This is a genomic window from Deinococcus arcticus, from assembly GCF_003028415.1.
Lineage (GTDB): Bacteria > Deinococcota > Deinococci > Deinococcales > Deinococcaceae > Deinococcus > Deinococcus arcticus.
The window spans coordinates 201,152-224,089 of record NZ_PYSV01000004.1; the positions used below are offsets into that span (position 1 = coordinate 201,152).

Consider the following 22,938-nt stretch of genomic DNA (forward strand, 5'->3'; position numbering starts at 1 on the left):
TCCCCCAGGGGGAGGGGGCGCACGCAGGCCTTGCTCCCGCGTGCGCCCGGATTCAGGCTTACTTCACTTCGACAACGAAGGTGCCGGTGATGGTCTGGCCGGGGGCCAGGATGTCGCCGGTGTCAATGGTGCCGTTGCCGTTGGTGTCCACGCCCGCGTACACCGTCACGCCGTCGTTCTGGGGCGCCGTGATGGCGGCGGCGCTCCAGCTCGTGCCGTTGGTGGAGTACAGCACCGTGCCAGCGGCCGTGCTGGTGGCGGTGAAGCTCACGAACTTGGTGTTCGCAGGCAGCGTGTCGCGGATAAATGCCTTGGTCACGTTGGCGTTGGAGGTGTTCTTGCCGATGATCGTGTAGGTCAGGCGCTCGCCGGGCCTGGCTTCGGCCTTGTCCACGCTCTTGGTGGGGGCGCCCACCGGGGTCTTGCCCACCACGACCGTGTCGTTGGTGTCGGGCACCGACACACCGGTGGAGGGCGAGGTGGCGCGCTGGGTCAGGGTGATGACCTGGGCGCTGGCGGCGCAGGGCACGTCCACCACGGCCACCAGCTTCAGTTCGGCGCCGGGGGCCAGCGGACCGGTGTCGGCCACGCCGTTGCCGTTGGTATCGGTCAGGGCGGCGTCACCCGCGTCGAACACCTTGTTGCCGTTGTTGTCGCGGAAGTACGCCACATTCACCGTCACGGTGCTGCCGTCCACCAGACGGATGGGCGCGGTGCCGCTCACGTCGAAGGTGTCGGTGGCGCTGCCCAGGTTGGCAATTTCCATGGCAATGCTGGTGCGGGTGGGCGCCGTGGTGCTGGTGCACACGCTGGGCGGAATCACCGGCGAACCGGGGTTGCCGGGCTGGCCCGTTTCGGGGGTGCCGGGGGTGCCGGGGTTGCCGCCCGGGGTGGGCGTGGGGTTGCCGAAGGACAGGCCCGGCAGGTTCACGATGTCGCGGGTGGTGTCGCTCTTGCTGGGGTCGTTGCTGGAGGTGGTGATCACCGTGACCGTGGGCGCCGTGGTGGGCGCGGTGGGAGCGCCGCCGGCCGGGAAGGTCACGCGCACCAGCAGGTCGGCGGTGGCGCCGGGGGCCACGCTGCCCACGTCGGGGGTGCCGTCGCTGTCGGTGTCGGGCAGCGGGGTGCCGTCGGGCCTCAGCAGCGTCACGGTCGCGCCCGCCGGGAAGCCCGCGAGGCTGGTGGTGATGTCCAGCACGTCGGGGCGGTTGCCGGTGTTCTGCACGGTGTTCGTGAAGGTGATGGCCGTGGTGGTGGCAATCGCCTGCGCGGTCTGTGTGTCGTTGGCGCTGGGCGTAATGGTCAGCCCTTCGGGGCTGGTGTAGGGTGGGGTCACGGGGTTGCCGTTGCCGTCCGGGTCGTTGCGCGGCCCGATGAGCGCCGAGTCGTTGCGGGCCACGGCGGTAACGTTCGAGTTGTTGGCGTCACGCGGCACGCTGGGGTCGTTGTTGAACGCCGGGTTGTCGCGGCGGTTGCCGGTGGGGTCGGCGCCGTAGCGGTCGGTGTTGGCGGCGGCCGTGGGCACCGTGTACACCTGGAAGAACTTCACGCTCTGGTCCATCGCCACGCCCGAGATGGAGGTGATGGCGGTGGCGGCGGCGATTTCGGCGTCGCTCAGCGTGTTGTCGCTGTTGGTGTCGGCGCTGGCAGCGTAGAAGCGGATGTTATCCGGGGTCTTCACCGTGCCGGCGGGGTCGGGGGTGTTGGTCAGGTCGTAGGCTTCGTTCGGCACGTTGCCGGTGTTGGTCAGCGTGTAGGCAAAGCTCACGGTGTCGCCGGGCCGCGCCGTGGCGGTCTGGCCGGGACGGGTGTAGTCCGGCACCGTGCGGTCGGGGCTGCCGTCGTTGGGGGTGATGGTAAAGCTGGGCACCGGCAGCACGGTCGTGGTGACCGGGTTGGAGGGAATGGGGGGGTTGGGCGTCGTGCCGCCTTCAGGCGTGAACACGATCTCGGCCGTGTTGGTGATCACAGTGCCCGCAGGCGTGCCGGCGGCGGAGGCGGTGCCGGCGGCCAGTGCGGCCAGCAGGGTGCAGATGGTCCAGGATCTCTTCATGTGGGTCTCCTCCGGGGGGCAGGGGGCGAAGCTAGTTGACTTTCACGCGGAAGCCCGGCTTCCGCGTTTCGTCCGGGGCGAGGGTCTGCACAGTCCAGTTCACGTTGGTGGTGCTGGTGGGCGAGGCGGCGCTCAAGGTCTTGCCACCCACGCTGGCCTGCACGGGCGCGCGGGTGCTGTCGGTGGTGCCCCTGGGTTCTGGCGCGTTGGCCAGCACGCCCCGCAGGGGGCGGCCCAGAACGTGGCGCAGGGTGACCCGCCCGCTCAGCACGTCACCGGGCTGCACGGTTTTGGGGCTCTGCACCAGGGTGCCAGTGGTCTTGCCGCTGGCCGTCACGCTGCGCCGCACCAGGTTCTGGGTCAGGCTGAACGACACGCCTGTGCCGGCGCTGCGCTGGGCGGCGGCGGCCAGAAGAAGTCTGAGCGGCAGAATGCGGATAACACACCTCCGAAAGCAAAAAGTTGACCGACAGCCTACGGATCACTCCGCGTTCTGTCGGTCGCGCCACTTGCTCCTCACCTGGCATAAGCGCCCGTCTGCGCCAGGTAAATCATCGCTTCAGAAATTAGGTTGTTGGTCGGCGGGCAGGTCCCGGTGGACGGCTGCGCAAGAGAGGCTTCAAATGACTGACAACTTCATCACTGACTCAGGTGTCACTATGAAGTTTCTCACTCCGCAGGTCCACCCGTATCATCCCGGGCTGCCCTGGGGTTGTCAAACCCCAAGTCGGCCAGGAAGCGCTTTGGCAATGGGGGTACCAGTGCCCCCATCAAAGGCGTCAATCTCTTCAATGAAACGGTCAAACAGGTAGCGGCTGTCGTGCGGACCCGGGCTGGCCTCGGGGTGGTACTGCACCGAAAACACCGGGTAGCGCGCGTGCGCCATGCCTTCCAGCGTGCCGTCGTTCAGGTTGATATGGGTGGCCACAAAGGCCCCGTTGGGAATCGAATCCAGGTCCACCGCGTAGCCGTGGTTCTGCGAGGTGATCTCCACATTTCCTGTTAATAGATTCTTCACGGGCTGGTTGCCGCCCCGGTGCCCGAACTTCATCTTGAAGGTCTGACCTCCTGCGGCCAACCCCAGAATCTGGTGGCCCAGGCAGATGCCGAAGGTGGGCAGCAGGCCCATGAGTTCCCAGGCGGTCTTGTGGGCATATTCCAGCGGGGCTGGGTCACCGGGGCCATTGCTCAGAAACAGGCCGTGCGGCTGCAGCGCCATGATCTGCGCCGGTGTGGTGTGGGCCGGCACCACGATGGGCTCAATGCCCACCTCGGCCAGCCGCTCGATGATGGTGTGCTTGATCCCGAAGTCCATCAGGACCACGCGCTTGCCGTGCCGCAGGGTGGGAAAGGCGTAGGGCAGGGCGGTGGTCACTTCACGGGTCATGTCGTGCCCGTCAATGTCCTGGTGGTCGCGGGCGCGCTGCACGTACACCTGTTCCTCGGCGGGCGTGAACTCGCCGTACGCATCTTCCGGGTGGGTGTAGGAGCGGTGGGCAATCACACCCTTGACCACCCCACCCGTGCGCAGCCGCCGCACCAGCGCGCGGGTGTCAATGCCCTGAATGGACACGACCCCGTACTGCTGCATAAAGGCTTCGAGCGACTGCTGGGCGCGGTGGTTGGAGTACTCGCCACTGAATTCGCGCGAGATAAAGCCGCGCACGTAGGGCTTGTTGCTCTCCATGTCGTAGATCGCCACGCCGTAATTGCCCACATGCGGGTAGGTGATGGTCACGATCTGCCCGTTGTACGAGGGATCGGTCATGATCTCCTGGTAGCCGGTCATGGAGGTGTTGAACACCACCTCGCCCACGGTTTCGCCCCGGTGCCCGAAGGCGTAGCCCCGGTATACGGTGCCGTCTTCCAGGGCCAGGATGGCCCGCTCTTTTCTGATCATGTGTGTCCCTCCATTCGCGCCTCGCTGGACGCGTTTCATGGCCGGGCGCCGCGCGGTCCCTCCTGGCCCCTGCCCCGCATGCGGGGTTTACCAGCGGTAGCGCACGCTCGCCTTGCCGATGATGACATTCCCGGTCACGCTGCGCTGTGAGCTCATGCCGTCAAAGCGGTTGATAAGGTCGGCCGCCGCGTTCATGGCCGGGGCCATGAGTTCGGCCAGTTCCTCGTCCTGCATCTCGGCCGGCAGGCTGGCCAGCAGGTCCTGGCCGCTCAGGGCCGGCAGGTCGGGGGTGAAATTGAAGCCGGCGTTGCCGCTGAGGTTGGCCGCCCGGAAGCCTGCACTCTGGGCCAGGGTCGCGCCGCCGCTCCCCTCGGCCAGCGCCGCGCGCAGGGCCTCGTCGCTCCAGGCGGTCACCAGGTAGCCGTCCCGGAAGCCGTAGACCATCTTCATGCCGGCCAGCAGCCGGTCCACCTGTTCCAGGCTCTCGTCGACCGCCATCATGCTGGCCATGCCGGCGGCCCCCAGCTCTGCCATGTCCTCGGGCGACACCATGCCCTTCATGGCGCGGTCCACGCTGCCCTTCAGGGTGGCGCGCACGCCCTGAATCGCCTCGTTCACGCTGCGGGCATATTCAGGCAGATGGGCCTCGGCCGCCGCCTGATCCGTCACCCGCTGGTAACCCACCCCGTAGCGCAGGCTGGCCAGGGGGTCATTCTGGTTCAGGCTGGCCTTGGTGCCGCCCGCCAGGGTCACCTGGGCGCACTCGGTGCCCAGGTACGCGCCCGAACGCTCCAGGTGGCTGGCCAGCTGGCTGTCGGTGAGGAAGCCAAAGGGTTCAAATAGGTCGATGCGGGTGAGCCAGCGGCCCAGGTACGCGCCGGATTCGGGGGCGCAGGCGCTGGCCTGCACGGCCTCCACATTTGCCGGCAGGATGTCCTGCACGCCGAAGTCGGTGGTGGCGGTCAGAATGCGGCGCAGCGGGGCGTCCTTGCCCTCGGGGTTCACCACCTGGGCCGAGGAAGTGGTCAGGCCGCTGGCGGTGGTCGTGAAGCCGCCTGCCAGTTGCCCTAGGGTGTCAATGGCGTCCACCACAGGCGACAGCAGCCGGGGCAGGAACACCTGCGACAGCTGCGAGCGAATGACCTTGGCCGTGGCCGAGAAGTTGGCATACAGCCCGAATTCGTTGGTGCCAGCTGCGCGCGTGGCCGCCGCGTACGGCGCCGAGGCCGCCAGGGTGGGCGCCGCCTTGCCGCTCAGGCGCCCCAGGTACGACATGAGCAGGTTCTTGTCTGTGGAGACGTACAGCAGCCCCCCGCCCTGACCCATGAACACGTCCCCGTCGCGCGAGAAGGTGAAGTTGCCCACCCGGGCGCCGGGCTTCTTGCCGCTGGACAGCATCTCACGCGAGAGTTCGCCCGCGCGGGCCACCGCCAGCAGTTCCGGGGTAAAGGTGCCGCCCGGCTTCTGCACGGCGAACACACCCGCCACACCCTCACGGCCCAGCAGGTCGGCGGCGATGGCCTGCAGGCCACCCGCCATCTCACCCGGGCCGTCCTCGCCCAGTTCAGCGGCTTCCAGCACGCGGCCCATCACCCCGCCCAGGCGCTGCAGGGCCGGGGCGGCGTTCTTTGTTTCCAGGGTCAGCAGGGCGCCGGCGGGCAGCGAGGTGCTCAGCGGCTTCTGGGCCGTCTGGTTCTGGGCGCTGGCGGCGCCGGCCAGTGCCAGGGTCAGGGTGGTCAGGGCCAGGGGGGTCAGGGTTCGGTTCACACTGCTCATGGTAGCTGGCCTGCGGTCAGCGACAGGCCGCAGATGCTGCCTCACGACAGCGCCCTGAACATGGCGATCTCGTTGCAGTTCTCGAAAAAGGCGCAGCGCTGGCACTCGGACCAGACCTTGGGATGCAGGTTCGTCTTGTCAATTCGGACAAAACCGCACTTCTCGAAAAAGCCCTGCTGGTAGGTCCAGGCAAACAGCGCCGGCAGATCCATGGCGCGCGCTTCGGCCTCGCAGGCTTCCACCAGTTGCTTGCCCAGGCCACGGCCCTGCATATGGGGGTGAATGGCCAGGCCACGCACCTCGGCCAGATCGGGGGCCAGCAGGTGCAGGCCGCACACCCCGGCCAGCCCGCCGGGTTTGTCCCCGCAGGGCTCTGCCATGACCAGATGAAAGTCCCGGATGGTCTCGGCCAGCAGGGCGCGCGAGCGCACCAGCATCAGCCCCCGCGCCGCCCAGTACCCGATGAGTTCGTGAATGGCCTCTATGTCCGAGAGCTTCGCCTTGCGCGGATGCAGCGGGGCGTCCGGGTGCAGGTCGGGAACGGCGATGGAATCGAGGGCGAGGGTCATAGGGGCCCCTGCGGGGCCGGAAGTGGGGTGTGGGGTGTGGGCTGTGGAAAAACCCCTACAACCCACACCCTACGTTCCGCAGCCCCTCTTACCCCAGCGTACGCATCCAGGTCGTGCCGCCCGGCCGATCGCCCCGGGCGCGGTAGGCCTGAATCTGGGGTGCGTCGGGGATGTCGCCCATCACGACGGCCAGGGGCACCTGCTGAAAGCCGAAGTGGGTCCAGTCGCCGCCCTTGGAAAACAGGTACAGGGTGCGGTCGCCCCGGCCCTGGGCATATTCCAGGGCGCTCATGATCAGGCGCCGCCCCAGGCCGCCGCCCCGGGCTTCGGGCAACACGGCCGCGCCGCGCAGCAGCGAGGCCCCCTGGCCGTGTTCCAGCCCAATGGCCCCCACGGCCTGCCCACCACGCTCCATCACCCAGTAGGTGGTGCCTTCGGCCAGCGCGGCGTCGGTGTCCAGGCCTGCCTCGCGAAACACGCGGCAGACGGTGTCCTTGTCGGTGGGGCTGGCCAGGCGAATCTGAACACTGGAATCGGTCATGAAAGACTCCTTGGGAAAGAGACGGGGCCGGGGTCACAGAAACCGCCGGATGACACAGGTTGTGCGTGGCGGCAGCATAGCGCAAAGCCCTGTGGAAGCGGTGCCGGGTGTGCGTCACGCGCCCTCCTCTCCTGCGCCGGCCTGGACGTCCAGCCGCCACGCCTGTTCGTCATGAATCCAGCCCCGGGTCAGGCCGCTTTGCACCTGCGGGGCCCCGGGCAGCGCCGCGCTGATTTCATCGGCCGTGACCGGTCTGAAGCCAAAGCGGCGCCAGTAGTCCCCCGCTTCCTCGCTGAACAGGTACACGCGGCGATCACCGCGCAGGGTGGCCTGTGTCAGGGCACTGCGCACCAGCGCGCGGCCCAGTCCCTGCGCGCGGGCCCCAGGCAGCACGGCGGTGGACCGGATCAGCGACACCCCCTCGCCGTGTTCCAGGCCAATGCAGCCGCCGGGTTCGCCGTTCAGGTCGGCAATCCAGTAGGTGCTGCCCTGCGGGGTCACGCTGGAGGTGTGCAGGCCGCAGCGGCCCAGCAGATCGAGAATGGTGGGAAAATCTTCAGGCTGCGCCTGGCGCAGTTTGACGTGCATATCGGTCAGGGTCATGACAGGGCTCCGGGGGCAGACGGGGGGCGGGTGGGAACGGGCGGCAGGCACCGTCATCGTCGTCGCGCCTGATCGGCCTTCGCTGCGGCTTTCAGGAAGTAGCGCACCCCGGCCCCCGCGGCGGCGTCGGTGGCCCAGCGCGGAATGACGTGCAGGTGAACGTGGGGGATGTGCTGCCCACCCGCCGGGTAGACGTTCCAGCCCACGGTGTAGCCGTCGGGCTTCACGGTGGCGTCCAGATGCGCCCGGACCTCGGCCAGCAGGGCGTGCACGGCGCTGGCTTCTTCGGGGGTGAGGTCAAAGACGGTCTCGCAGGGGCGCCTCGTCACGATGATGCCGGAGTAAGGCAAGCCCTCGGCATATTCGGGTTTCAGCTGACTGTAGACACAGAGCTCGTTCTGCAGGGTGAAGCCGTTGCCGTTCAGTTGCCCAGCCTCGTTGGGCAGCAGCGGATTCTCGTGCGGCGCGGCCAGATGCTCGGCCCACTCTTTCTGCCGGGCCGCCAGCAGCGTGCCGTTCAGGGCGATGGTGACGTCCACCGCGTTACCTCCTCTCCCCTTCCAGGGCCCGGCGCGCGTTCTCGATTGCCTCGCGCACCCGCTCTGGGGCGGTGCCGCCGTAACTGGCACGGCCTTTCACACTCTGCTCGACCGTCAGCGCCTGGGCCACTTCCGCGCCCAGCAGCGGGTGGGCGGCGCGCAGTTCCTCTTCGGTCAGCTCCCACAGCTGGCGGCCCGAACGGCTGGCCAGCCCCACCAGCCCACCCACGACCTCGTGCGCCTCGCGGAAGGGCACATCCTGCCGGGCCAGAAAGTCGGCCACATCGGTGGCGGTGGAATACCCGCGCGCCGCCGCCGCCCTGGTCACGTCGGCGTGCCACACCGTTTTGGGCAGCATGTCGGCGTACAGGCGCAGCACGATGCTGAGAGTGTCGTAGGAGTCGAACACGCCCTCCTTGTCCTCCTGCAAATCCTTGTTGTAGGCCAGCGGCGTACCCTTGACCACGGTCAGCAGGCCCATCAGGTTGCCAAAAAGGCGCCCTGCCTTGCCCCGCGCCAGTTCGGAGACATCCGGGTTTTTCTTCTGCGGCATGATGCTGGAGCCGGTGGTGTGGCTGTCCGGCAGCGTGAGAAAGCCGAATTCAAAGGTGGAGTACAGAATCAGTTCTTCACTGAGGCGCGAGAGGTGCGCGCCCAGAATCGCGCCGGCGCTCAGGAATTCCAGCGCAAAGTCGCGGCTGCCCACGCCGTCCAGACTGTTGGCGGTGGGCCGGGCAAACCCCAGTGCGGCGGCCGTGGCGTGGCGGTCAATGGGCCAGGGCGTGCCCGCCAGCGCCGAGGACCCCAGCGGCGACTCGTCCATGCGCGCGGCGGCGTCACGAAAACGCCCTTCATCGCGTTCCAGCATCGCCACATAGGCCATGAACCAGTGCGACAGCAAGATGGGCTGCGCCACTTGCAGGTGGGTGTAGCCGGGCAGAATCACCTCGCCGGGCAGGTGTTTTTCGGCTTCCGAGAGCATCACGGCCCGCAGGGCGCGGATTTTCTCAGCCAGATCGAGGGCGGCCTGCTTGGTAAACAGGCGGAAATCCACCGCCACCTGATCGTTGCGGCTGCGCGCGGTGTGCAGCTTGCCCGCCACCGGCCCAATGCGGTCGCGCAGGGCGGCTTCCACGTTCATGTGCACGTCTTCGCGGTCCAGGCGCCACTCGAAGGTGCCGGCGCGGATGTCGGTCAGGACAGCGTGAAGCCCATCCGTAATCTGCTCCACTTCCCCGGCACTCAGAATGCCCACCTGCCCCAGCATCGCCACATGCGCCAGCGAGCCCTGAATGTCCTGCTCGGCAAGGCGCTGGTCGAAGCCGACAGAAGCGTTGAACAGTTCCACCAGCCCGTCGGTGGCCTCGGCAAAACGGCCGCCCCAGAGTTTTTTATCGTGTTGGGTCACGCTCTTCCCCTTAAATCTTTGAGTATTTGCTCTATAGCGTGCTCGTAATACGAAGAGAATTCAGCTATGGCACCTTGAAACATAGTGGGTACGATGCCGCAATCAGCTGCTGGAAGGTTTTCCCAGAGTTGATTGCGTCCTGATCCCGAAACAATGAGCTGGCGGTAGTAGCCGCATCCCATGTCTTCTATCGTCAAAGAACCGCAAAGATGAGCATCATCGAAATACCAATCCATCCATTGAGCCACGTTCTCTCGTTCCGGCTCTCCTGGGCGCAGTTGATCTGAGACACTTTCAACATCAGGGGTCCATACAGCAGTGTGAGGGAAGTCAGTTCTCATATCCCAGCAGATAGAACGAGTAGCCTCTTGTAAAGACAGCACGCCACTTATGAAGTATCCAGAAGAGGAAAATCCGTTGCCAAATTCAGTGAGAAACTGCGCGTAACTGTCCGGGAGTTCCACTCCGATTTCCTCTTGCATCTGACTCAATGCTTGCTCAGACAGGCGTGGTTCGACCTGTAAGAAGCTGCCCGCTCCTTTTAATCTTTGATGGGGCTCGCAACCACGTAAAGCGGCAACCGCTTCCAGCTCTGTTCGAAGGAGGCGCCACACATCTTTCCTACGACTCATGGTGTCTGCTCCCCGCGCACCTCTTTCACCAGCACCACGGGCGGCGGGCTGGCGGGGTGGGCGTGGGCATACGGCTCATCGCAGCGCACGTAGCCCAGTCGCCTGTAAAACGGCAGCACGTCCAGGTTGTACTGGCTGACGGCCAGCAAAATTCGTTCATACCCACCCATCCGCGCCACATGCTCCACCTCGCGCACGAGCAAGCGGCCCACACCCTGCCCCCGGGCCCCCGGGCGGGTAGCCAGCTTGTTCAGGGTCAGGGTCGCCTCGCCGTCCGGGCGGTAGCCCACGCAGCCCAGGGCCTCTCCCCCAGCCCCCACGGCCAGAAATCCGCCCGCACCGGGCAAGAACAGTGACCGTTCCAGGTCGGCCGGGGTCGTGCGGCTCCAGCTGCTGCGGGGGTCCATGCCGGCAGCCATCATCAGGCCGTGAAAGGTGCCGATGTCCTCGGGGTTGACGGGGCGTACGGTCACGCCCTGGTCTCCGTGGCAGGGTTTCCCAGAATCAGGCGCAGTTCGGGGTGGGGGGCCTCGGTAAAGCCCAGCCGTTCATAGATAGAGCGGCCCTGGGCCGAGGCGTGCAGCGTGACTGTCCGCAGCCCCCGCGTCTCCACCTCGGTCAGCACGGCGCGCATCAGCGCCTCTGCCAGGCCCTGGCGGCGGCCTTCGGGAGCCACATAGACGTTCAGCACGTAGGCCCGCAGGGTGGCCGGGTCCTCGGTGGTGGGCGGCTTGGGGTGAAACATCAGCCCCGCACTGCCCAGCGGCTGCCCCGACTGCTCGGCCACGAAGCCCACGTACTCGCCCTTTTCAATTGCCCCAGCCAACCAGTCTGCCCACAGGCCCAGCTGCGCCTGAGCGGCTTCTCGCGTCAGGTCCCCCATATCGGTGAACATCTGGGCGCGGTGGGCGGCAATCCCGGGGGCGTCACCGGGAACGGCGCGGCGGATGGGCCAACCCGCCCCAGTCATGGTCCCACCCGCCCTGGAATCTGCGCGAGGTGGTGCAGCTGGTGCGCCACATAGTCCTCGGTCAGACAACGCAGGGTGACGGGTTCACCGCCACCAATCCGGACGGTGTGCGACAGACTGGCCGGTGGCAGCGCCTCGATCAGGTGCGCCAGCTGTTCCTGATACGCCGCCCACAGCGCCACGAGTTCGGCCCAGGGCCGGGCGGTATACCCGCCGCGCTGCACCCACAGGGTCTGGTCATACCCCGGCAGGCTCAGGCCGTCCTCGGCACTGACCCGCACAAAGCGGGCGTGGTTGTTCACCCCAGAGTCCAGTAGGTGGCCCAGAATCTCCCTGGCACTCCAGACCCCAGGGGCAGGCATGTGGGCAGCCTGCGCCTCGGTCAGGGCCGACAGCAGCGGCAGGTGCTGGGCCACGGCAGCAGACAGGCTGGGCATCCTCAGACCTGCGCGGGCTCTTGGTCGGGCTGTTCTGCCCTGGCAGCCACACGCGCCTGCACCCGCATGCGCAGGGCACTCAGCTTGATAAACGCGCCCGCATCGTGCTGGTTGTAGTCGCCGCCTGCCTCAAACGAGACGAGGTCCTTGTCGTACAGGCTCTGCGGCGCCTTGCGGCCCACTACCACGCAGTTGCCCTTGTACAGCTTCAGGCGCGCGGTGCCCGTCACACTGGCGGCGATGTGGTCAAAGTATACCTGCAGCGCCTCGCGCTCCGGGGCGAACCAGAAGCCGTTGTAGACCAGTTCGGCGTATTTGGGGCTCAGCTGGTCGCGCTGGTGCAGCACCTCGCGGTCCAGGGTCAGGCTTTCCACAGCGCGGCGGGCGTGATACAGCAGCGTGCCGCCGGGCGTTTCGTACACGCCTCTACTCTTCATGCCCACAAAGCGGTTTTCCACGAGATCCAGGCGGCCCACGCCGTGCTTGCCCCCCAGTTCGTTGGCCCTGGCCAGCAGCGCGGCGGGGGACAGCGCTTCACCATTGATGGCGACCGGGTTCCCGGCCTCAAACTCGACTTCCACATATTCCGGCTCGTCGGGGGCCTGCTGGGGGTCGGCGGTCAGCTTGAACATGTGCGCGGGCGGTTCGGCCCAGGGGTCTTCCAGAATGCCGCCCTCATAGGAAATATGCAGGAGGTTGGCGTCGGTGCTCCAGGGGTCTTTTTTTGTGGTGGGAACCGGAATGCCGTGCTCGTGGGCAAAGGCTTCCAGATCGGCGCGGCCCTGAAAGGTCCAGTCGCGCCAGGGCGCCACCGTCACGATGTCGGGCTTGAGGGCGTAGGCGGTCATCTCAAAGCGCACCTGATCGTTGCCCTTGCCGGTGGCCCCGTGGCTGACGGCCACCGCGCCTTCTTTCCCGGCAATTTCGACCATCTTCTTGGCAATCAGCGGGCGGGCAATAGAGGTGCCCAGCAGGTAAAACCCCTCGTACAGCGCGGAGGTACGGAACATGGGAAACACGTAGTCGCGCACGAATTCCTCGCGCAGGTCCAGCGCGTAGGCGGCCACGGCGCCCGTGTTCAGGGCCTTGACGCGCGCTTCCTCCACCTCGTCCCCCTGGCCCAGATCGGCGGTAAAGGCCACCACATCGTAATTCTGTTCGGTCTGCAGCCACTTCAGAATGATGGAGGTGTCCAGGCCGCCGCTGTAGGCCAGCACGATTTTCTGCCGCGTCCCTGCTGAGTGCTCCTTGGTCATGGTTCATTCTCTCCTGTCTGTGTGAAGGCCGCATCGTCAGGCCATACGGGACCCGACCCGGCGTCAGCAACGCGCTGCCCGAACACGCCCAGCGAGGGGGCGGTTCAGGCAGGGTTAACGTCGGGCGGTCAGGGTGGGCATGGTGTTTCTGTATGGATATGCGCTACAGACGCATAGCTATGCAATCAGGGTAGCAAGGGGGGCCAGAGGGGTCAAGCGTGGTGTCCAGCGGCGGACCCTCTGGCGGGGGCCACAAAAAGACCCAGCGCGGCGGCTGGGTCTCGGTGGGGGCTCCGCCCTGGGTTCAGGGCAGGCGGTAGTTCAGGCCAATGCGGGCGTTGCCAGCGGGGGCCACGCCGCCGCCCGCGCCCACCGTCACCTTCACGCCCAGGCTGCCTTCCACGAAGATGCTCAGGGGCGGGGTGACGTTGTAGCGCAGGCCCAGGGTGCCCTGGGGCGTCAGGCTGATGCTGGACCCGGCGCCCAGGCCCACCTCAGCGCCCAGCCCGATGCCGTAGTAGGGGTTCAGGCCGCCCAGCGCCGCGTCGTTGGCATTGAAATCGGCCAGGTAGTCCACGCTGCCGCCCACTGACAGGCGATTAAAATTAAAGTTCGTGGCGTTCAGATTCAGGCTGTAGCGCATGGCCGAGGACGAGGTCAGGTCGTTTTGCAGGTGCAGGCTGACGCCAGAGCCCACCGAGGCCCCCACCGAGGTGGCGGCGGCGGCCGTGGACAGCGCACTCAGGGCAAGCAGGCCAAACAGGGTCTTCTTCATGCTCCGCAGCATAGAGGCGAGGCTCACAGTTTCAGGTGGCCTGACTCTGGGCAATTCTGCCGGGAGGCTTGGCCAATTCTTAAGGAAGTGCCCGTTCCACCGTGAACATTTACACGGCCCCGGGTGAGGGCTCTGTCAGGGCCGCCACGCTAGAGTGCGCCCATGTGCCCCTGCCCCCCTGTGGTGGGTCGGTGGCGGTCTGGTGCGTGCTTCTGCTTCTGCGTTGCCCTGTGCGGGTGCCTTTCCGCCTCGCCCCTGAACGTCCCGTGAAGACCCTGGCCCGGCGCTGGCGGCGCGCCCTGCGTCCCCCGGCCCCCGATACTGCCGAATTCGCCTACCGGCGCGGCGGGCTGCTGGCCCTGCTGGCCTGCGGCGTGTTTGTGAGTGCCTTTACCCTGCTGGCGCAGGTGGGCAATGATTTCAGCGACGCCGACCGGCTGGCCCTGAGCGTGATTATCCTGAAGAATGTGGCCTTCATGGTGTGGCTGTGGCGCTGGCCCCGCCACTTTCTGGCCATCGGGCTGACCGAGCTGCTGCTGGAAATCGGGGCGGCCATCTTCCGGCTGTACGTGACGCTGCACAGCCCGCCCAGCATGAACGGGCTGGGGGGGTACGCCCCCTGGATGATCGTGACGTATCTGGCGGCGTTTCTGGTGCTGCCCACCCGCGCGGCGCTGGGGGTCAGCCTGACCCAGTTTGGGGGCCTGCTGCTGGTGGGCGTGGGGTTCAGCCTCAGCCCGGGCAGTCATCCGGCGCTGCGCGCGGCACTGGGCAACACCCTGCTGCAGACCTACCTGGTTCATGCCACCTTTATCGCCTTTCTGGCCCTGCAGCAGCGCCTGCTGCAGCATTACGTCCACGCGCTGGTCACCGCCCGGCACGAGGCCAGCCTGGCCCACCAGGACGCCCTGACCGGGCTGCCCAACCGCCGCCAGCTGACCACGTGGCTGCAGGGCGCCCTGCCGCAGGTGAGCCACCAGCCACTGAGCGTGGTGCTGTTTGACCTGGACCACTTCAAGCGCGTGAACGACACCTATGGGCACGAGGTGGGCGACCAGACCCTGCAGCGCGTGGCGCAGGTGCTGCGCCGCTGCCTGCGCCAGCGTGACCGCGCCGGGCGCTGGGGCGGCGAGGAATTTCTGATTCTGGTGGACGGCGACGCAGACGCCGCCCTGACCGTGGCCGAGCGGCTGCGCGACGCCCTGAGCCGCGAACGCCACCCGCAGGTGGGCCCCGTGACCATCAGCTGCGGGGTGGCGCCGGCCTCGCTTCACGACTCGCCGGACCTGCTGCTGCGCCGCGCCGACGAGGCCCTGTACCGTGCCAAGCACGCCGGGCGCAACACCGTGACCATCGCGGCCTGAGGGGAACGGGGCCAGAGGCGCCCGCCTATCCTGTGCCCCGTGCCTTCCTTCCTGCGCGGCCTGACCCTGGGCCTGTCCCTGATCGTGGCCATTGGCCCGCAAAACGCCTTTGTGCTGCGCCAGGGCCTGACGCAGCAGTACGCCCTGCTGGCTGCCCTGGCCTGCGCCCTGTGCGACAGCATGCTGATTGCGCTGGGCGTGCTGGGGCTGGGGAGCTGGCTGTCGCGCGTGCCCGTGCTGGTTACGGCCGGCACGCTGTTTGGGACGGCTTTTCTGACGTGGTATGGCCTGCGCGCCCTGCGCTCGGCCTGGGCGGGCGGCGCGGCGGGGCTGGAGGCAGGCGGGCCAGCCTCGGCCACGCCCCGGCAGATCGTGGGCACGGCCCTGGGCTTTAGCCTGCTCAACCCCCATGCCCTGCTGGACACGGTGGTTCTGATTGGCGGGGCCAGCGCGGGCCTGAACAGTGCGGGGCGGCTGGCCTTCTTGGGCGGCACCATTCTGGCGTCGTGGGCGTGGTTTTTCACGCTGGCGCTGGCCGGGCGGACCCTGGCTCCGGCGATGGCCCGGCCGCAGGCGTGGCGGGTACTGGACGCCCTGATTGGGGTGACGCTGCTGGTGACAGCTGCCGGTTTGTTGTGGGGACTCCAGGGGTAGGCGTGGCCGCCGCCCGGAGTGGCCCTCCGCCAGGCCTCACCGCAATTCCCCCTTTCCCGCACGGCTCAGCAGGGCCAGGGTCGGCAGGCGCACCAGCGCGGCCAGGGCCAGCGCCGCCCGCACGCCCCACAGGTTGCCCGCCAGCCCGAACAGCGGCCCGCAGCTCACCTGCCCCAGCGCGTCGGCCTGTGAGGCAAAGGAGTTGATGGTGGCGCGCGAACCGCTGGGCAGGCCCTGGTTCAGCCACGCCGAATACAGCGGGCTGTACAGGCCCCGCAGCACACCGTGAACCAGCAACGCGCCCGCCGCCCACCCAAACCCAGGGGCCAGCGCAAACGCCAGCAGCGCCACCACGCTGAGGCCCAGCACCACGCGCAGGGTACGCGCCACCTGCCGGGGCTGGCTCAGGTCCAGGCGGCGGCGCAGCGGTTCCAGCACCGCCCACCCCAGCACCGAGCCCGTCAGCGCCAGGGCAATAAACCAGCCTTCGGCACTCAGGCCCCCCGGCAGCCCCGTTTCGCGCAGCAACAGAAACTCGTTCAGGCGGTCCAGGGCCTCGGTGCTGGCGCCGTACAGCGCCGCTGCGGCAATCAGCAGGATCAGGACCGGGCGGCCCCGTACCTCGCGCACGCCCTGCCTCAGCGGGGCGGTCAGGCCAGCCCAGGTGGGTCGCTCGCTGGGGGCGGCGCGGGTGAAGCCCTGCTCCGGCATCTTCAGCGCCAGAAAGGCGGCCAGCGCCAGCAGCGTACCCCCGCCCACCACGATGCACAGCGCGGGGCCGCCCAGCGCGGCCAGTGCGGCGGCCCCCAGGATGCCCCCCACCCCGGCCACGCGGGCGTACTGCCCGCCCAGCAGCAGGGCCCCGCCCAAGCGGTCCTCGCCCAGTTCGTCGGCCAGCCACGCTTCATGCGCGCCGCTGAGGCAGGTGTAGCCCACGGCACTGACCACCTGCGCGGCCAGAATGACCCCAAAGACGGGAAACGAGCCCACCAGCAGCATCGCCGCGCCCAGCGCCGCGCACCCCAGCACCACCGACCATTTGCGCGAAAAGGCGTCGGCCAGGACGCCCGTGGGCACCTCCAGCACGAACGCCGAGAGTTCCAGCGCCGCCCCCACCAGCAGCAGCTGAAAGGGCGCCAGGCCCACGGTTTGAACGAAATACAGCCCTTGCAGCGTATACGCCAGGGCAAACGCAGCGGCCATGACGGCCTCGGTGACCAGATAAACCCGCAGCGCGCGGGAAGAATGGAGCATGTCAAAACCTCGGGGAGTGAATGTTCAGCGCGTCAACGTGAAGCGGCGCGTGGCCCGGCAGGGGCCCGCAGTGGCTTCTGAAATGGAGGGGGTCAGTTCAGGGTTGACATGGTGAATCACGCCCATGGGTCCGGGATGGAGGCAGCATAGGGGCTCCGCCAGAGCAGGTGCGATAGGCCAGGTGGCGCAGCCGGGCCTCACCTGTCCCGCATGCCTGCATAAGTTTGCATGCTGCCTCACCCCGCCCCGCCGCAAACCGTGTTACGCTCGTTCTCTGGAATGCCTAAGCGTACTGACCTCCAGACCATCCTGATTCTCGGCAGCGGGCCCATCCAGATTGGGCAGGCGGCCGAGTTCGACTATTCGGGCACGCAGGCCTTGAAGGCGCTGAAGGGCGAGGGCTACCGGGTGGTGCTGGTCAACAGCAACCCGGCGACCATCATGACCGACCCCGACCTGGCCGACGCGACCTACCTGGAACCGCTGACGCCCGAGTTCGTGCGCAAGGTCATTGAAAAGGAGCGCCCCGACGCCCTGCTGCCTACCCTGGGCGGTCAGACGGCGCTGAACCTGGCGATGGACCTGTTTCACAACGGCACCCTGGAAGAATTTGGCGTGGAATTGATCGGCGCCAACGCCGCCGCCATCAAAAAGGGTGAGGACCGCGAGGAATTTCAGGCCGCCATGAAGAAAATCGGCGTGGCCACCGCCAAGGGCCAGATGGTCCATTCGATGGAAGAAGCGGTCGAGTACCAGAAGGAAATCGGCCTGCCCATCGTGATCCGGCCTTCCTTCACCCTGGGCGGGACGGGCGGCGGGATTGCGCACAGCTACGAAGAGTTTCTGGCGATCACGGAAGGCGGCCTGCGCGACAGCCCCGTGACCAGCGTGCTGCTGGAGGAATCCATCCTGGGCTGGAAGGAATACGAGCTGGAAGTGATGCGCGATACCGCCGACACGGTGGTGATCATCACGTCCATCGAGAACTTTGACCCAATGGGTGTGCACACCGGCGACTCCATCACCGTGGCCCCGGCGCAGACCCTCAGCGACGTGGAATACCAGCGCCTGCGCGACCAGTCTCTGGCCATTATCCGCGAGATTGGCGTGGACACGGGCGGCAGCAACATTCAGTTTGCAGTGGACCCCAAAGACGGCCGCGTGATCGTCATCGAGATGAACCCCCGCGTGAGCCGCTCCAGTGCGCTCGCCAGCAAGGCCACCGGCTTTCCTATTGCCAAGATTGCCGCGCTGCTGGCGGTGGGCTACCACCTTGACGAGCTGAAAAATGACATCACGCGGTCCACGCCCGCCTCGTTTGAGCCCAGCATTGACTACGTGGTGACCAAGATTCCGCGCTTTGCCTTCGAGAAGTTTCCGGGCAGCAGCGACGCCCTGGGCACCCAGATGCGCAGCGTGGGCGAGGTCATGGCGATTGGCCGCACCTTCAAGGAATCGCTGCAAAAGGCGCTGCGGAGCGTGGAATCTGACGTGCGCGGCGCATTTGCCGCCATGAGCGACGAGGGCCTGCGCGGCCTGCTGTACGGCAACCCCCGCCGTCTGGAGGCCGTGCTGGAACTGCTGCGCCGGGGCGAGAGCACAGAGGCCCTGTTTGACGCCACCAAGATTGACCCATGGTTCCTGTCGCAGCTGAAGGAAATCACCGACGCGGAGAAGGAACTGAGCGACCTGGGCCCCATTGCCGAGTGGAAGTACGAACTCTGGCGCGAGGTGAAGCGCCTGGGCTTTTCGGACGCGCGTATTGGCGAGATCGTGGGTCTGAGCGAGTTGCAGGTACGCGAGCTGCGCAAGGCCGCCAAGGCCCTGCCGGTGTACAAGACCGTGGACACCTGCGCCGCCGAGTTCGAGGCCTTTACGCCCTACCACTACTCTACCTACGAGTGGGAGGACGAGGTGCGGGCCACCGACAAGCCCAAGGTCGTGATTCTGGGCAGCGGGCCCAACCGCATTGGGCAGGGCGTGGAGTTCGACTACGCCACCGTCCATGCTGTGTGGGCGCTGCAGGAAGCCGGGTTTGAAACCATCATGATCAACTCCAACCCCGAGACGGTCAGCACCGACTACGACACCGCCGACCGCCTGTACTTCGAGCCGCTGACCTTTGAAGATGTGATGAACATCGTGGAACACGAGCAGCCCGTGGGCGTGATCGTGCAGCTGGGCGGGCAGACGCCGCTGAAACTGGCGAAAAAACTGGCCGACGCGGGCGCCCCCATCATTGGCACCAGCCCCGAAACGATTCACGAGGCCGAGGACCGCGCCAGCTTTAACGCCCTGTGCGAACGCCTGGGCCTGCCGCAGCCCAGGGGCAAGGTGGCCGAAACGCCCGAGCAGGCCGCTGCTCTGGCCGCCGAACTGGGCTTCCCGCTGATGGCCCGCCCCTCCTATGTACTGGGGGGCCGCGCCATGCGCACCGTGCGCAGCATGGAAGAACTGACCACCTACCTCAGCGAGGTCTACGCCGCCGTGGAAGGCCAGCCTAGCATCCTGCTGGACCAGTTCTTGGAAGGCGCGCTGGAGCTGGATGTGGATACGTTGTGTGACGGGCAGAAGGCCGTGGTCGCGGGCATCATGGAACATGTAGAGGCCGCCGGGGTGCATTCCGGGGACAGCGCGTGCATCCTGCCGCCCGTGAACCTCTCGCCGGAGCTGCTGGCCCGCGTGAAGGCCGACACCGAGCGCCTAGCACTGGAACTGGGCGTGAAGGGCCTGATGAACGTGCAGTGGGCAGTCAAGGACGGGGTAGCCTACATTCTGGAAGCCAACCCACGCGCCAGCCGCACGGTGCCGTTTGTCTCCAAGGCCGTGAACCACCCGCTGGCCAAGAGTGCCGCGCGGATTGCCGTGGGGCACACGCTGGAGCAGATTGGCCTGACCGAGACGCCCACGCCGGGCATGTACTCGGTGAAGGAAGTGCACCTGCCGTTCCTGAAGTTTGCGGGTGTGGTGCCGGTGCTGGGGCCAGAGATGAAAAGCACGGGCGAGAGCATGGGCATAGACGCCGACCCCTACCGCGCCTTTTACCGCGCGCAGATTGGCGCGAAGAACTACCTGCCCACCCAGGGCACGGCACTGGTGATGGGCGACGGGCTGGATGACGTGGCGAAGGCGCTGGCAGAGGCCGGCCTGAACGTGATTCGGGAACAGAACGGCCAGGAACTGCCTGCCCTGCTGATAGACACCACCGGCAGCCCACTGCTGAGAACTGCTCTGGAACGCGGTGTGCCGATTGTCAGCACGAGAGAAGGCGCGGAGTGGACGGCGAAGGCGATTGGGGCCGTGAAGAGTGAGGTGCTGGGCGTGCAGAGCTTGCAGGAGTGGGTCAACATCTGAGATGCCTCTAGAAGCCTGCCTCCGATGTGAAGTTCAGGGAGGGGAGGAGAGCACCTGGCTGCCCGTGTCCTTTTCCAGCATGCCCGTCGATTCCGTGTGGCTTGAGAAAGCCGTGGAATGGGCTGGCTCCGCTGAACGAGGCCTTCCCGCAGATTTAGGCGCATGCTTGACGCAGGAATACGCAGGTGATCTAGAATACGCTAAGCTTCAACCCGCTAAAAAACTAATTGGGGAAACATGGTTTTTGGACGATGAGTTGGATACTCTTCTTGAAACGCCAGACGAGAGCGAGCAAAATCACTTGTCTGTTCGATGGTGGAAGCGATTTGCGGAAGGACAAACAGGTATTGGACGTAAAGTTCGTTGGGTAGTCTGGTTCTTTGCTGAGGCCAGCTAATAGGGTGGAAATCTAGCTTTTCTGCACTCTTCCTCTAACTCGGCCATTACGCACTTCACAGCCCCTCCCCTACCCTCCGCCCGTGACTGATAAAGGGAACGAAGCCGAGCAGATGTAGGACGCCCACGCCCAGCGTCAGGAACACGAGCGCCAGACGGGGAAAAGCCCGTGCCGCCTGCACTGATGGCGCGGGCAGCATGAGTACACCGGGCAACGGTGAAATTGGCGGAGAAGCATAACTTCCTTGCCTCCGCTTTTTTGCTGCGGCCTGAACAAGCGCGCGTAGCCCTTTCTGGTAGTCCTACAACCCCAGATGTAGCCTCATCTTCCCGTCCAGTTCCGTCATCAAATCGGCGGGCACTTGCCCAAGCCGTTTCCTCACGCGGCTCAGGGCCACGCTCCGAATCTGCTCAACCTGCGCCTTGCTGTCGTGGTCTAAACCTGTTCGCTGATTCGGCAGCAGCAACTGAAAGTGATACACGCGCTCAACATTGGTGGTCAGCGGAATGACAGTCACAACAACGTTCTGCGCGTTGGCGGCGTTGTTCGTGACAATCACGGCTGGTCTCAGGCTATCCGCCTCGTTCTCCCTCGCTGGAGCAAAATTGACAAGGTAGATGTCGCCCCGACGAATCAGCCCTATTGCCACTGGGCCGCCTCATTGTCCAGCCCGTCGCCTGTTTCAAGGTCCACAAATTCACCAGACCGGGCATATTCAGCGTATTCCTCGGCCAGCAGCTGCTCCTTTAAGGCGCGCAGCCCCATCGCAATGATTTCGCTCTTGCTGGTGCCTGTGCGCTGCTGGTACTCGTCGACAAAGGCGGCCAGGTGAGGCGGCAGACTGGCTGTGATACGCTGCGCAGTTTCGTATGTCATATTTGCATACTAAAGCGCATACGATTAAGCGAGTGGGCAGCGCGATACTTTTACGCATATGCCCTCCCGCCTGCGCTTTCTCTTCGACACCGGCTCTGGCATCTGCCTGTGGGCGGGCGATGCAGCCACAGAGGAGCGTCACGGACTTGCTGTGGAAGCCCAGGCCCTCCCCCTTCCGCCCGAGTTGGTGGCCGAGGTAGAGCGCCTAACCACTTTCTGGGATACGGGCATTGACTGGAACAACCCCGGCGGGCCGTCCCCATGGACAGCGGAGGACGAGCGGGACTTTCAGGAGCAGGCGGATGCGCTGCTGGAGCGGTTGCGGGCAGCGCTGGGGCCAGGGTTTGAGGTGGTGGACGAGCGGCGGCGCCTCTAGCGCAGCTCTATCATGGGTTCATGACGTTGCTGAGGACACTCACCCTGACATCCCGTGAGGACGCGGCCCGCGCTGACCAGGAAGCCAACTGGGCGAAAACGCCCCAGCAACGCCTGGCTGAAATTGAATTTCTGCGCCGCCAGACCTACCCAGAAAGAGTCGCCCCCAGGCTGGAGCGAGTCCTGAAGATGGTGGAGCGCGAACCCATCATGGCCAGAGGCGCTACGGAGACGTGAAGCCATGAGCATGACGGCAGAGATTCAAGCGGAATACAGCCTGAATGCTGGGCAGACTTGGTGGCCAGTCGCCACGTTTGAAATCGGCACGGCACGGCGGTTTGCCCTCGCCCTGCAAGGTGCGGGCCTAAAGGAACGGGGACTTCCTGAGGACGTTTTTGAATCTTTTCAAGACCGCTACGCCGCTCGCCTTGCCGCGTACCCACAGGAAATTTTCGGGGCCACGTGGTTCAGCAGCGCAGAGCTTTCGAAACTCATGGACGCTCGCCTCTGGCTGAGTGCCGAAGACCTTGAGCGAGTACCCCTGCACGCCTATGACGGCTACACCGAAACGGACACGGTGGCGGCTTGGTCAGCTTTTGCGCAGGTTCACGAGACCAATGGCCATCCTGTTCGCTTTGTTGTCTGGTTCGAGTGGTAAGCCCCTTGCTCCTCTTCAACCTCCCTTCACCCGCCGTCAGCTGCCGGTTGTCAGGCTGCCGGACATGAAGACCCTCCTTCAGGCTTCAGCCCTGGCGCTGGCCTTGCTGGGTGCCGCACAGGCTGCCTCTGCGGTCACCACCACAACCGCCAACCTTCGCCGCGCGCCGTCCCTGTCGGGCGCTGTGGTGGCCGTGGTGCCCCAGGGCCGTCTGCTGACTGTGGCCTGCCAGGGGGACTGGTGCCGCACCACGTACCAGGGGCGGGGCGGGTACATGGCACGCAGCCTGCTGCGGCCCGTGACCAGCAGCGCGCCGCTTTCGGGCGAGGGCACGCGTTTCTTTGCCACCTGTCAGGCCATGCGCCAGGCCGGCGCAGCGCCGCTGCGCATTGGCACCCCCGGCTACCGGGTGGGCCTGGACCGCAACCGCAACGGGCTGGCCTGCGACGCCGGCGAGCGCTGAGCTCTCATACGGATTCCGTCTGTAACGCCCACAATCCGGCACAGAACCGGATTGCCAAGTCGCTCGCTGCCAAGCCCCCGATCA

Annotated in this window: 26 protein-coding genes; 8 read left to right on the plus strand and 18 right to left on the minus strand. The window is 66.2% G+C overall.

Annotated features, from left to right (window positions below; all coding sequences use genetic code 11):
* Positions 1-58: 58 nt before the first annotated feature.
* The 15 genes from C8263_RS06065 to C8263_RS06130 form a co-directional block, all read right to left on the minus strand.
* The gene (locus C8263_RS06065; RefSeq protein ID WP_107137217.1) at positions 59-2,053 is read right to left on the minus strand and encodes a DUF11 domain-containing protein; all 1,995 of its coding nucleotides are present in this window, start codon (positions 2,051-2,053) and stop codon (positions 59-61) included.
* 31 nt (positions 2,054-2,084) lie between these two features.
* Complete coding sequence (locus C8263_RS06070; RefSeq protein WP_107137218.1) at positions 2,085-2,429, minus strand: hypothetical protein; 345 nt, start codon at positions 2,427-2,429, stop codon at positions 2,085-2,087.
* Positions 2,430-2,768: 339 nt separating this feature from the next.
* On the minus strand, positions 2,769-3,953 hold the full coding sequence (gene carA, locus C8263_RS06075) for a glutamine-hydrolyzing carbamoyl-phosphate synthase small subunit (RefSeq protein ID WP_107137219.1): 1,185 nt from the start codon (positions 3,951-3,953) through the stop codon (positions 2,769-2,771).
* 87 nt (positions 3,954-4,040) lie between these two features.
* Complete coding sequence (locus C8263_RS06080) at positions 4,041-5,720, minus strand: hypothetical protein (RefSeq protein WP_233218671.1); 1,680 nt, start codon at positions 5,718-5,720, stop codon at positions 4,041-4,043.
* A gap of 50 nt (positions 5,721-5,770) precedes the next feature.
* Complete coding sequence (locus C8263_RS06085) at positions 5,771-6,298, minus strand: N-acetyltransferase (RefSeq protein WP_107137220.1); 528 nt, start codon at positions 6,296-6,298, stop codon at positions 5,771-5,773.
* An 88-nt stretch (positions 6,299-6,386) separates the two neighbouring features.
* Complete coding sequence (locus C8263_RS06090; protein WP_107137221.1) at positions 6,387-6,839, minus strand: GNAT family N-acetyltransferase; 453 nt, start codon at positions 6,837-6,839, stop codon at positions 6,387-6,389.
* A 114-nt stretch (positions 6,840-6,953) separates the two neighbouring features.
* Positions 6,954-7,442, minus strand: a complete 489-nt coding sequence (locus C8263_RS06095; protein WP_107137222.1) for a GNAT family N-acetyltransferase — start codon at positions 7,440-7,442, stop codon at positions 6,954-6,956.
* A 53-nt stretch (positions 7,443-7,495) separates the two neighbouring features.
* Entirely contained in the window at positions 7,496-7,981 is a 486-nt protein-coding gene (locus C8263_RS06100) for an HIT family protein (RefSeq protein WP_107137223.1), read from the minus strand.
* Positions 7,982-7,985: 4 nt separating this feature from the next.
* Positions 7,986-9,389, minus strand: a complete 1,404-nt coding sequence (argH, locus tag C8263_RS06105; RefSeq protein ID WP_199188326.1) for an argininosuccinate lyase — start codon at positions 9,387-9,389, stop codon at positions 7,986-7,988.
* On the minus strand, positions 9,386-10,021 hold the full coding sequence (locus C8263_RS18855; RefSeq protein WP_146160606.1) for an SMI1/KNR4 family protein: 636 nt from the start codon (positions 10,019-10,021) through the stop codon (positions 9,386-9,388). Before C8263_RS18855 ends, argH begins: the two co-directional genes overlap by 4 nt.
* Complete coding sequence (locus C8263_RS06110; RefSeq protein WP_233218672.1) at positions 10,018-10,494, minus strand: GNAT family N-acetyltransferase; 477 nt, start codon at positions 10,492-10,494, stop codon at positions 10,018-10,020. Before C8263_RS06110 ends, C8263_RS18855 begins: the two co-directional genes overlap by 4 nt.
* Positions 10,491-10,991, minus strand: coding sequence for a GNAT family N-acetyltransferase (locus C8263_RS06115; protein ID WP_107137225.1), 501 nt, complete (start codon positions 10,989-10,991; stop codon positions 10,491-10,493). The genes C8263_RS06110 and C8263_RS06115 overlap by 4 nt, the downstream gene beginning before the upstream one ends.
* Positions 10,988-11,428 (minus strand): DinB family protein, encoded by a 441-nt coding sequence (locus tag C8263_RS06120; protein ID WP_107137226.1) that lies wholly within the window; start codon positions 11,426-11,428, stop codon positions 10,988-10,990. The genes C8263_RS06115 and C8263_RS06120 overlap by 4 nt, the downstream gene beginning before the upstream one ends.
* Before the next feature lie 2 nt (positions 11,429-11,430).
* Complete coding sequence (locus C8263_RS06125; RefSeq protein WP_107137227.1) at positions 11,431-12,684, minus strand: argininosuccinate synthase; 1,254 nt, start codon at positions 12,682-12,684, stop codon at positions 11,431-11,433.
* A 304-nt stretch (positions 12,685-12,988) separates the two neighbouring features.
* Complete coding sequence (locus C8263_RS06130; protein ID WP_107137312.1) at positions 12,989-13,459, minus strand: hypothetical protein; 471 nt, start codon at positions 13,457-13,459, stop codon at positions 12,989-12,991.
* Positions 13,460-13,725: 266 nt separating this feature from the next.
* Here C8263_RS06130 and C8263_RS06135 point away from each other — a divergent pair, with 266 nt between their 5' ends.
* Both C8263_RS06135 and C8263_RS06140 read left to right on the plus strand, forming a co-directional pair.
* Positions 13,726-14,823, plus strand: a complete 1,098-nt coding sequence (locus tag C8263_RS06135; RefSeq protein WP_107137228.1) for a GGDEF domain-containing protein — start codon at positions 13,726-13,728, stop codon at positions 14,821-14,823.
* Positions 14,824-14,862: 39 nt separating this feature from the next.
* Positions 14,863-15,477: a LysE/ArgO family amino acid transporter gene (locus C8263_RS06140; RefSeq protein WP_107137229.1), complete on the plus strand. Its 615-nt coding sequence runs from the start codon at positions 14,863-14,865 to the stop codon at positions 15,475-15,477.
* Between the two features lie 36 nt (positions 15,478-15,513).
* On the opposite strand, the gene C8263_RS06145 is transcribed toward C8263_RS06140, so the two are convergent.
* Positions 15,514-16,731 carry an MFS transporter gene (locus C8263_RS06145; protein ID WP_107137230.1) on the minus strand — a complete coding sequence of 406 codons (1,218 nt, stop codon included), beginning with the start codon at positions 16,729-16,731 and terminating at the stop codon, positions 15,514-15,516.
* A gap of 279 nt (positions 16,732-17,010) precedes the next feature.
* Here C8263_RS06145 and carB point away from each other — a divergent pair, with 279 nt between their 5' ends.
* Positions 17,011-20,085 (plus strand): carbamoyl-phosphate synthase large subunit, encoded by a 3,075-nt coding sequence (carB, locus tag C8263_RS06150; RefSeq protein ID WP_107137231.1) that lies wholly within the window; start codon positions 17,011-17,013, stop codon positions 20,083-20,085.
* A gap of 79 nt (positions 20,086-20,164) precedes the next feature.
* Positions 20,165-20,482, plus strand: coding sequence for a hypothetical protein (locus C8263_RS18860; protein ID WP_146160607.1), 318 nt, complete (start codon positions 20,165-20,167; stop codon positions 20,480-20,482).
* 301 nt (positions 20,483-20,783) lie between these two features.
* Here C8263_RS18860 and C8263_RS06155 read toward each other — a convergent pair whose 3' ends face one another.
* Complete coding sequence (locus C8263_RS06155) at positions 20,784-21,131, minus strand: type II toxin-antitoxin system PemK/MazF family toxin (RefSeq protein WP_107137232.1); 348 nt, start codon at positions 21,129-21,131, stop codon at positions 20,784-20,786.
* On the minus strand, positions 21,122-21,358 hold the full coding sequence (locus C8263_RS06160) for a ribbon-helix-helix domain-containing protein (RefSeq protein ID WP_107137233.1): 237 nt from the start codon (positions 21,356-21,358) through the stop codon (positions 21,122-21,124). Before C8263_RS06160 ends, C8263_RS06155 begins: the two co-directional genes overlap by 10 nt.
* A gap of 58 nt (positions 21,359-21,416) precedes the next feature.
* Between C8263_RS06160 and C8263_RS06165 the strand changes: the two genes are divergently transcribed.
* The 4 genes from C8263_RS06165 (at position 21,417) to C8263_RS06180 (ending at position 22,854) form a co-directional block, all read left to right on the plus strand.
* Positions 21,417-21,734 (plus strand): immunity protein CdiI family protein, encoded by a 318-nt coding sequence (locus tag C8263_RS06165; RefSeq protein WP_107137234.1) that lies wholly within the window; start codon positions 21,417-21,419, stop codon positions 21,732-21,734.
* Positions 21,735-21,754: 20 nt separating this feature from the next.
* Complete coding sequence (locus tag C8263_RS06170) at positions 21,755-21,970, plus strand: hypothetical protein (RefSeq protein ID WP_107137235.1); 216 nt, start codon at positions 21,755-21,757, stop codon at positions 21,968-21,970.
* A gap of 10 nt (positions 21,971-21,980) precedes the next feature.
* Positions 21,981-22,391 (plus strand): hypothetical protein, encoded by a 411-nt coding sequence (locus C8263_RS06175; RefSeq protein WP_146160608.1) that lies wholly within the window; start codon positions 21,981-21,983, stop codon positions 22,389-22,391.
* A gap of 64 nt (positions 22,392-22,455) precedes the next feature.
* Positions 22,456-22,854 carry an excalibur calcium-binding domain-containing protein gene (locus C8263_RS06180; protein ID WP_107137237.1) on the plus strand — a complete coding sequence of 133 codons (399 nt, stop codon included), beginning with the start codon at positions 22,456-22,458 and terminating at the stop codon, positions 22,852-22,854.
* The last annotated feature ends 84 nt before the right edge of the window (positions 22,855-22,938 follow it).

Bases quoted from the DNA above. Each gene is read 5' to 3' on its own strand.
- C8263_RS06065 (WP_107137217.1), bottom strand. From the start codon at position 2,053: ATGAAGAGATCCTGGACCATCTGCACCCTGCTGGCCGCACTGGCCGCC.
- carA (WP_107137219.1), bottom strand. From the start codon at position 3,953: ATGATCAGAAAAGAGCGGGCCATCCTGGCCCTGGAAGACGGCACCGTA.
- C8263_RS06085 (WP_107137220.1), bottom strand. From the start codon at position 6,298: ATGACCCTCGCCCTCGATTCCATCGCCGTTCCCGACCTGCACCCGGAC.
- C8263_RS06090 (WP_107137221.1), bottom strand. From the start codon at position 6,839: ATGACCGATTCCAGTGTTCAGATTCGCCTGGCCAGCCCCACCGACAAG.
- C8263_RS06095 (WP_107137222.1), bottom strand. From the start codon at position 7,442: ATGACCCTGACCGATATGCACGTCAAACTGCGCCAGGCGCAGCCTGAA.
- C8263_RS18855 (WP_146160606.1), bottom strand. From the start codon at position 10,021: ATGAGTCGTAGGAAAGATGTGTGGCGCCTCCTTCGAACAGAGCTGGAA.
- C8263_RS06115 (WP_107137225.1), bottom strand. From the start codon at position 10,991: ATGACTGGGGCGGGTTGGCCCATCCGCCGCGCCGTTCCCGGTGACGCC.
- C8263_RS06120 (WP_107137226.1), bottom strand. From the start codon at position 11,428: ATGCCCAGCCTGTCTGCTGCCGTGGCCCAGCACCTGCCGCTGCTGTCG.
- C8263_RS06125 (WP_107137227.1), bottom strand. From the start codon at position 12,684: ATGACCAAGGAGCACTCAGCAGGGACGCGGCAGAAAATCGTGCTGGCC.
- C8263_RS06130 (WP_107137312.1), bottom strand. From the start codon at position 13,459: ATGAAGAAGACCCTGTTTGGCCTGCTTGCCCTGAGTGCGCTGTCCACG.
- C8263_RS06145 (WP_107137230.1), bottom strand. From the start codon at position 16,731: ATGCTCCATTCTTCCCGCGCGCTGCGGGTTTATCTGGTCACCGAGGCC.
- carB (WP_107137231.1), top strand. From the start codon at position 17,011: ATGCCTAAGCGTACTGACCTCCAGACCATCCTGATTCTCGGCAGCGGG.
- C8263_RS18860 (WP_146160607.1), top strand. From the start codon at position 20,165: ATGCCCGTCGATTCCGTGTGGCTTGAGAAAGCCGTGGAATGGGCTGGC.
- C8263_RS06160 (WP_107137233.1), bottom strand. From the start codon at position 21,358: ATGACATACGAAACTGCGCAGCGTATCACAGCCAGTCTGCCGCCTCAC.
- C8263_RS06165 (WP_107137234.1), top strand. From the start codon at position 21,417: ATGCCCTCCCGCCTGCGCTTTCTCTTCGACACCGGCTCTGGCATCTGC.
- C8263_RS06170 (WP_107137235.1), top strand. From the start codon at position 21,755: ATGACGTTGCTGAGGACACTCACCCTGACATCCCGTGAGGACGCGGCC.
- C8263_RS06175 (WP_146160608.1), top strand. From the start codon at position 21,981: ATGACGGCAGAGATTCAAGCGGAATACAGCCTGAATGCTGGGCAGACT.
- C8263_RS06180 (WP_107137237.1), top strand. From the start codon at position 22,456: ATGAAGACCCTCCTTCAGGCTTCAGCCCTGGCGCTGGCCTTGCTGGGT.